Source organism: uncultured Shewanella sp. (assembly GCF_947491715.1).
In the GTDB taxonomy this organism is placed as follows: Bacteria; Pseudomonadota; Gammaproteobacteria; order Enterobacterales; family Shewanellaceae; genus Shewanella.
The window spans coordinates 1-342 of sequence record NZ_CANLKR010000133.1 but is presented as its reverse complement, the minus strand read 5'-3'; the positions used below and the strand labels follow the sequence as shown (position 1 = coordinate 342).

1 protein-coding gene is annotated in these 342 nt (G+C 49.1%); it reads left to right on the top strand.

Features of this window, described 5'->3' with window-relative positions; translation table 11 throughout:
- A partial coding sequence (locus tag Q0779_RS23830) for a condensation domain-containing protein (protein WP_298776758.1) occupies positions 1-342 on the top strand: 342 nt, incomplete at both ends.

The following is a 342-nucleotide window of genomic DNA, read 5'->3' as shown; positions in this document are numbered from 1 at the left end:
TCAACAGTGGCAGGGCTGCAATGACATTAACAACCTGTTAAGTCACCCGGTCGATTTAACGCAGCGAAAACCCATTGTCTCAGCGCAAACACAAAATGTGTGTGTAACAGGTGATGACTTGGCTCAGTTGAAAGCCATGTGTCGCGAGCAGGCAGTCACTTTGAATGTGGCCATGCAGTTTGCTTGGCACAAGTTATTGCAAGTGTATACGGGTGATGAGCAAACCATTGTTGGCACGACTGTCTCAGGGCGGGATATGCCCGTCGATGGGATAGCGTCCAGTGTGGGGCTGTACATTAATACTTTACCCTTGATGGTGAGGTGGAATGACAACACGACTTG